Here is a 7,139-nt window from a genome sequence, read left to right on the forward strand (position 1 = left end):
TTTTACGGCGCTGTGTTTCTTGAATCAGTTCTTGGAAAATTCGAAAACCGCCAACGATTCGAGGTGGTAGGTCTGGGGGAAGAGATCGATCGGGGTGACGGATTCCAGCTTGAAGCCGGCCTGGACGAGCCGCTTGGCGTCGCGGGCAAGTGTGGAGGGATCGCAAGACAGGTAGACCAATTTTGCCGGAGCGAGTTCGATGAGCGTGTCGCGAACTTCCCGGCTCAAACCATCTCGCGGCGGGTCGACGAGGATCATGTCGGGCTTCTCCTGAATCGAGGGCAGGGCCATCTCCACCGGGGCTTCGTACAATGCAACATCGTCGAACGCTCGCAAATTGACCTCGAAATCTCTGCACGACCAGAGGGATTGTTCCACCGCAACGAGCCTTGCACCGTGGCGCGCGATGAAAGCGCTGAACAGGCCTGCGCCGGCATAGAGATCGAAGATGGTTTCTCCGGGCTTGGGGTCGATGGCACGGAGGACGAGTCGGACCAATTCGTCGAGCAGCAGGCTGTTCACTTGAAAGAACGAGCGTGCCGACACTCGGAAGCGCTGATCGAGCACGTCATAGGCGAGATATTCATTTCCGGCGATGACGGTCACACCTTGTGGACCGAGCCATACCAGCGAGGCGGGAAGATCGATGCTGATATCTAGCTCGGGCTCGAGTTCGCTCTGCAGCGCGATTAGCACTTCCCCGTCTGTGCCCGTGCGCAGGATGATGCGTTCGAGGTCGAACCGCTCCGCGGCATCGATGCGGGGCCAGACCTCGTCGATTTCGGGGAGTGGAAGATGGCATTCCCGGATGGGCACGACATCGTTAGTGCTCGCGGCCATGAAACCCAGGCGGCCATCGTCTGCTAGCGAGAATTGAAGTTGATTGCGCGTGTTCCAGGGGGACGGCGAGGGCACGATGGATCTCGTAGGAGGTGCTTCGAAACCGCCGATGCGCACGAGTTGATCTCGGAGAATGCCCGCCTTGATTTTTAGCTGGGTGTCGTAGGGGGCGTGCTGGTAATGGCACCCGCCGCACTCGGTGAAATGGGGGCAGCGCGGATCGATTCGCTCGGGAGACGCTTCGAGGACTTCCACGAGTCGGGCGCGCGCCCAGCTTTTGCGTGCGTCGACAATTTCGACGCGCACCGTCTCGCCGGGCAGAGCAAAGGCCACGAAGGTCATCCTGCCGTCCTCGTCGCGGCCGAAGGCCTCTCCACCGTAAGCGCTGCCGCTTAGTTGTAGATCGATGATCGTCATTCTCGTAGGGCCAAAAAGGCGTCTATTTGATCGAGCAGCGATTGAAGATCCGCTGACGTCGTCTCCCCCATGTGTCCGATGCGGAAGGTTTCGCCCTTGAGTTTCCCGTAGCCGTTGGCCAGGACCATGTCGCTTTTTTGCAGGAAGGAACTGAGTTGGTTGAAGTCGATGCCGCGAGTGTTGCGCACGGTCGTGACGGTTTTCGAACGGTATCCTTCGGCGGCGAAGAGGGCAAAACGGTCCTGCGCCCAGGATTGTGCGAGTCGGGCTAGTTCGCGGTGGCGTTCGAAGCGGGACCGGATTCCTTCCTCGAGGATACGTTCGAGCTGCTTCTCGAGGGCGTAGAGTAAAGTGACTGCAGGCGTGGCGGGAGTCATGTTGCGCTCCAGGTATCGCTTGTAGAGTAGAAAGTCGAAATACCAGCCGCGATGTGGGATGCGCTCGGCACGCTGCAGCGCTCTCTCGCTGACGGCCGCAAAGGCGAGGCCCGGTGGGAGGGCGAAGCATTTTTGGGAGGAGGTCAGCAAAACGTCGAGATCCCATTCGTCCACGGGGATATCGACTCCGGCGGCCGAGGAGACGGCGTCTACCAGAATCATTAAATCGGAATTGACCTGGCGCGCCCGCGCGGCGATGTCCGCGAGGGGATTCTCGACTCCCGTCGAGGTTTCGTTGTGAACGATCGCCAACGCATCATACTTCTTGCTTTGGAGTGCGGCTGCGACTTGCTCCGCCGTGTTGGGTTCTCCCCAGTTGGCGTCGAGGCGATCGACGGGGATCGCATTACTCACGGCAACAGCGTGCCAGCGCTCTCCGAAAGCGCCACAAACGCAGATCAATAATCGTTCGGCGACGCAGTTACGCAGCGCACCTTCCTGCAGCCCACTTCCCGACGATGCGGTGATGAAAACACGATTTTCGGTTTGAAATACCTGTTTCATCATCGGCTGAATTCGGCCCATGAGATCTGCAAGTGCCTGGCTGCGGTGACCGATTACGGCTTTCGTTTGTGCCTCGAGTACTTCGTCTGCGACGTTTGTCGGCCCGGGGATGAAAAGCTTAGGCATCAGTACTTCCCTCGATAAGGATTTATCCGATTGTAACAGACACAAATACGGAGACATAGGCGAATCTGTGGAATTCGATGAAAAATTGCAAGTAGTTCAATATTATTTATCTCCGGATCAATAATATTAAACTAATACTTGACAAATTTAATATAAATGTGCTATATTCTGAGAAATTATGAACATAAGATAAGAAATATCTATTTCGGGTTCAATATGTGGTGGAAACGGACAGAATGAAGATCGGCTGATGAAAACGAAGCGAATAAAGCTCGTGAATGAGAAAGGATGTGGATCATGTTCCAATGGAGCGAGGTAATCACAAGCGAAGCGAAAATCGAAGCATTGCGGCGTGAAGCAGCTCACGAGCAATGGGTTCGCTCGATGGTGAGCGGGACGAGCCAACGAACGCACTTCTATTACACCGCCACATTCCGCCTCGGCTGCTGGCTGACGGCCGTCGGCCAGCGCATACAGCGACATTCGACGATCGCGGAACCGACGTTGATTTCGAAGATCGGATCAAATCAAGGTGCTTGCTGAAAGTCCAATGATTTCGAAACGGGAACATCATACTTTCGCCTCGACACACAATCCCCAGATTGAGAAACCGGGTTGTGGAGCGATCCGCAATATGCAAGATTTGATGGAGAGTGGCCAATGAATACCATGTTATCCACGTGTCCCGTGTGTGATCAAGCGCTTGAGATCACCCGCTATCACTGCCGCAGCTGCGACACGACCATCGAAGGTCATTTCAGCCTGGGACGTTTGGGCAGGCTTTCGGAAGAGGAACTCTCCTTTGTGGAAACGTTCATTCGCTGCGAGGGGAAACTCAGCCGCATGGAAGACGAATTGGGTTTGTCCTACCCTACGCTGCGTGGACGCTTGACGCAGGTCATCCGGGCTTTGGGATTTCCCCTGGGCCCTGAGCCACAGCGCTTGAGTGATGAGGAACGCCACCGCATCCTGGACGAGTTGGCCAGCGGTGATATCTCTTCGGCAGATGCGATGCGTCTTCTGGAGGGCGAATAGAAATTCTGAAAAATGCAAGAATGAGGAAAATATAATGGAAAAATTCAGCTTGGACGTTGATGAGAAGACGAAGGTGCGCATCGAATCGATCGGTGGAGATTTGCGCATTTCCGGGAGAAGCGGATCGAAATTGGAAGCGCAGGCACCGGACTACGGTGAATTGAAAGTCGAGCAGAATGAGGATGAGATTACAATTTCCGCCCGCTCGGCTGTATTGATCTACCTGCCCGCTTCCATTCCGGTGGCAGTTGAACGTGTGGGCGGAGATGTACATGCGAAAGGCATGAGCGAATCGTTGTCGGTGGAGAGCGTCGGCGGTGATCTGCGCTTGAAGCGCAGCGGACACGTCGAGATCCAATGGATTGGCGGCGATCTCACCGCACGGAAGATGGACTCCGATCTTATCGTTGAGCATGTGGGCGGGGACGCGGTCATCGAGAAAGTGGAAGGCGTCGTGCGCTGCAGTGCAATTGGCGGCGATCTCTTGCTGCAGTCCGTGAAAGGGGCCGTCGATGTCTCTGTCGGAGGCGACGCCAGTGTAGAAATCGTTCCGCAGAAAGAAGCGAGTTCGCGCGTCGTTACAGGCAGCGATCTGACTTGCTATCTGCCGGAAGAATCTTCGGCGAACGTGCACGTGAACGCAGGCGGTGAATTGGTGCTGGTGGAACCGGGAGAATTTGAAGAATCCGAAGAGGGTGTCGTATTTCGTCTTGGCGACGGGCAGGGAGACGTCGATCTGACCTCGGGAGGCGATTTATGGCTGCGTGTGGGCAAGTATGAAGCATTTGGCACCGAGGATTGGATAGACGACATCACGAGTCGTGCGGAAGCCAGCGCTGCGGAAGTGGAAGCTCGCGTGGGCGCCCTCGTCGGCGGAGCATTTGCATTCGATGCCGACCGCATCGCAGAGCGGGTGCGAAAGTCTGTCTCCAAAGCCCGCAGGAAGGCGGAAAGGGCGCAGAAGCGAGCCGCGTCGTATGGCGCTTCCGATGGAAAGAATGTACGCATTACCTTCGGCCGCCACGGATCAAAGCCCGCCGAAGTAAGCGACGAAGAGCGTATGACCATTCTGCGTATGGTAGAAGACGGAAAGATCAACGTCGAGGAAGCCGAGAAGTTGCTGAGTGCGCTGGAGGGCGAGGCGTGACGGCGATGATCCTGGCAAAGTCTTCGGACTCGGCGACCGGCATGCGCCCGGTCGATCCGAAGCGGGATATGCGTGCCCTGGCGGAGTTGATCGAGGTTGCTTTCTCCAGCAATCTGGAAGCGGGAAGCGAACGGATGCTGGGTTGGATGAAGTTCATGGGCCGCTTGGGTTGGCCCGGATGGGTTCTGAGTTTCTATCTGCTGCCGCCTGCAGCCCGGCCGCGCGGCTTTGTCTGGGAAGTCGAGGGGCGCCTCGTGGGGAACGCCAGCGTGCTGACGGTGGGAGGCCATCCCCGGCGCTGGATCCTGGTCAACGTGGCCGTGCATCCGGACTTTCAACGTCAGGGCATTGCGCGCCGGCTGGTTGAAGCGTGCGTTGCGTACGTTCACGAGCATAAGGGTCGTGTATTGCTTCTACAGACGGAAAGCGACAATCGTGGTGTGCAGGAGTTGTATGCCCAGCTCGGTTTCGAGACGATCGCCAGGCGGACGACCTGGGTTGGAAAATTCGACCGGCGCAGATTTCGCTCGATGCCGAAAGGGCGTGCCAGAGCGCGATTCCGGGAGGAATGGCGGGAACAGGCGGCGTTGGCTCGACGCATTCATCCGGAAGGATTGATTTGGCCTTATCCCCCAGGATCGAGCATCTACCACTCGGTGGGACTGGTGGATTCGTTATTACTGGGAGGAGAACGACATTGGGTCGTGTGTGAGGAGGGCGCGCTGGTGGGAAGTCTGAGTTTGCGTTGGAGCACCGAGGTTGACGCCTGGCGTATGCTGCTGGTCGTCGATCCGAAAGCACACGAACAAGTCGAGCGTGAATTGTTGGTGTGTGGTTTGAGTGAGCTTCCGAGCCAGAAAGCGCGCATCGAGTTGGAATATCCAACTGGGATTGCAGAAGACCAACTGTGCGATTTGGGTTTCGAAGAAAAACGAAGATTAACCTGGATGAAGAAAGAAATGCGGGATTGAAGTCAATCATGGATCCCGGATTTCTCCCGTCCGCTGTGGATGGTATGAAATAAGAGGCGCAAGTCTTTCAGAAGTACGTTCTTGAAGTTGAGGCGTTCGATGATACAAAATCGAAATTTCCGGCTACTTTGGCTGGCACAGATGATCTCGGCGGCCGGCGATTCGTTCAGCTTTCTGGCCATCGCGATCCGCATCGACGACCTTTCGGATAGTGCGGGGGCGTCGGCCCAAGCGTTGAGTCTGGTGCTGATCGCCTATGCGCTGCCAACGTTGGTCCTGGGTTTGTTCGCCGGAACGTTGGTGGACCGCTGGGATCGAAAGCGAGTGATGGTTTTTTCCGACGTGGCACGTGCGATCATCGCGCCGGGGTATCTGTTGCTGCAGTCCTCGGGGGATTTACCCGTTGCCATCCTGACCGCTTTCTTGTTGGCTTCGTTTGGCGTCTTCTTCTATCCGGCCCGCACGGCGCTGCTGCCGTCTCTGGTTCGTAAGGATGAATTGATGTCTGCGAATGGCTCCATGCAGTTGGGCAATACGATTGCCAAACTCGCTGGTCCAGCCCTGGCAGGTCTGGTCATTGGCTTTTGGGGAACCCGGGTCGCGTTCCTGGTCGATTCGGCAAGTTTTATGATATCGGGCGTTCTCGTGTTGGGAATCAGCGGGGTCGTTACGCGGGCAGCTGCTTCGAGTGAAGGCACACGGTCAGCCATGCAGGATTTCCGTGAAGGCGTACGATTTGTGCTTCAGAGTCGCTTGCTTCAAGGCGTTACCCTGGGAATTGGAATCGCCATGTTGGGCATCGGGGCGGTGAACGTGCTCTTCGTTCCCTTCCTTCGCGACGCATTCGTCGTCGATCCGACGATCCTGGGCGGAATCGAGACTGCGCAGGGTGTCGGCATGGTCCTCGGAGCACTCTCGATCAGCGCGCTCGCAAGAAAGCTTTCGTCGCTGAAGATTTCGGTTGCGGCGATGATCGGTTTAGGCATCGGGATTTGCGCGTTTGGGTTGGCACCGGCGTTGAGTCTGATTGTGGCGGCCATGCCGCTGATCGGATTTACCCTTCCACCGATAAACGCAAGCCTGAGTACGATGCTGCAGCGCGGTATTCCGGAAGGTTTATTGGGAAGGGCAAGTTCGGTGATGGACATGGCTTCCTCACTGACGAACCTTTTGTCGATGGGCCTCGCAGGATGGATCGCAGGCATGCTCGGTCTGCGAGAGACGTTTGTCCTTGCCGGCGGGATCATCCTGATCGCCGGCGTAGCAATGGGGCGAATGCTGCAGGCGGATCAAGAAGCTTACCAGCAAGTACAGCCTGGTGCCCAAGTCCAGGAAGTGCTTGCGGGAGAATAAGGAGAAGATGATGTCGAACGATATGGACTCGAAGGATGTAAAAACCAATGGGGAGGCGTTGGAAAACATGGATGTGCTCCACCAGTTGGAGCAGGGGCAAATCGACGTTGAAGAAGCCGAGCGCCTGCTTACGGAACAAAGAAGTCCGTCTATGGATAAGGATACGGACCAGCCTGATGCGCAGGATCCCCTGCGGACACGTTCCTGGTGGCTGATCCTCTTCGCCATTGGATTCGGGTTTCTCGTTTTTGGATGGGGCGTGGCCACGTTGGGGGGCTGGTGGTGGCTGTGTGCTGGACCGCTGTTGCT

The 7,139-nt window shown here is 56.6% G+C and carries 8 protein-coding genes; 6 read left to right on the plus strand and 2 right to left on the minus strand.

The window, feature by feature from the left end:
• Positions 1-24: 24 nt before the first annotated feature.
• Both P8Z34_07650 and P8Z34_07655 read right to left on the minus strand, forming a co-directional pair.
• Complete coding sequence (locus P8Z34_07650) at positions 25-1,257, minus strand: class I SAM-dependent RNA methyltransferase (protein MEJ2550540.1); 1,233 nt, start codon at positions 1,255-1,257, stop codon at positions 25-27.
• Positions 1,254-2,324 carry an alanine--glyoxylate aminotransferase family protein gene (locus tag P8Z34_07655; protein ID MEJ2550541.1) on the minus strand — a complete coding sequence of 357 codons (1,071 nt, stop codon included), beginning with the start codon at positions 2,322-2,324 and terminating at the stop codon, positions 1,254-1,256. Before P8Z34_07655 ends, P8Z34_07650 begins: the two co-directional genes overlap by 4 nt.
• A gap of 297 nt (positions 2,325-2,621) precedes the next feature.
• On the opposite strand from P8Z34_07655, the gene P8Z34_07660 reads away from it, so the two are divergent.
• The 6 genes from P8Z34_07660 to P8Z34_07685 all read left to right on the plus strand — a co-directional run.
• Positions 2,622-2,867 carry a hypothetical protein gene (locus P8Z34_07660; protein ID MEJ2550542.1) on the plus strand — a complete coding sequence of 82 codons (246 nt, stop codon included), beginning with the start codon at positions 2,622-2,624 and terminating at the stop codon, positions 2,865-2,867.
• Positions 2,868-2,984: 117 nt separating this feature from the next.
• Positions 2,985-3,359, plus strand: coding sequence for a DUF2089 domain-containing protein (locus P8Z34_07665; GenBank protein ID MEJ2550543.1), 375 nt, complete (start codon positions 2,985-2,987; stop codon positions 3,357-3,359).
• A gap of 34 nt (positions 3,360-3,393) precedes the next feature.
• On the plus strand, positions 3,394-4,506 hold the full coding sequence (locus P8Z34_07670; protein ID MEJ2550544.1) for a hypothetical protein: 1,113 nt from the start codon (positions 3,394-3,396) through the stop codon (positions 4,504-4,506).
• Between the two features lie 5 nt (positions 4,507-4,511).
• Positions 4,512-5,477 (plus strand): GNAT family N-acetyltransferase, encoded by a 966-nt coding sequence (locus tag P8Z34_07675; GenBank protein ID MEJ2550545.1) that lies wholly within the window; start codon positions 4,512-4,514, stop codon positions 5,475-5,477.
• A 99-nt stretch (positions 5,478-5,576) separates the two neighbouring features.
• Positions 5,577-6,830 (plus strand): MFS transporter, encoded by a 1,254-nt coding sequence (locus P8Z34_07680; GenBank protein ID MEJ2550546.1) that lies wholly within the window; start codon positions 5,577-5,579, stop codon positions 6,828-6,830.
• A 10-nt stretch (positions 6,831-6,840) separates the two neighbouring features.
• The coding region (locus tag P8Z34_07685) for a hypothetical protein (GenBank protein ID MEJ2550547.1) at positions 6,841-7,139 on the plus strand (299 nt) is incomplete at its 3' end.

It is taken from the genome of Anaerolineales bacterium (assembly GCA_037382465.1).
Lineage (GTDB): Bacteria > Chloroflexota > Anaerolineae > Anaerolineales > E44-bin32 > WVZH01.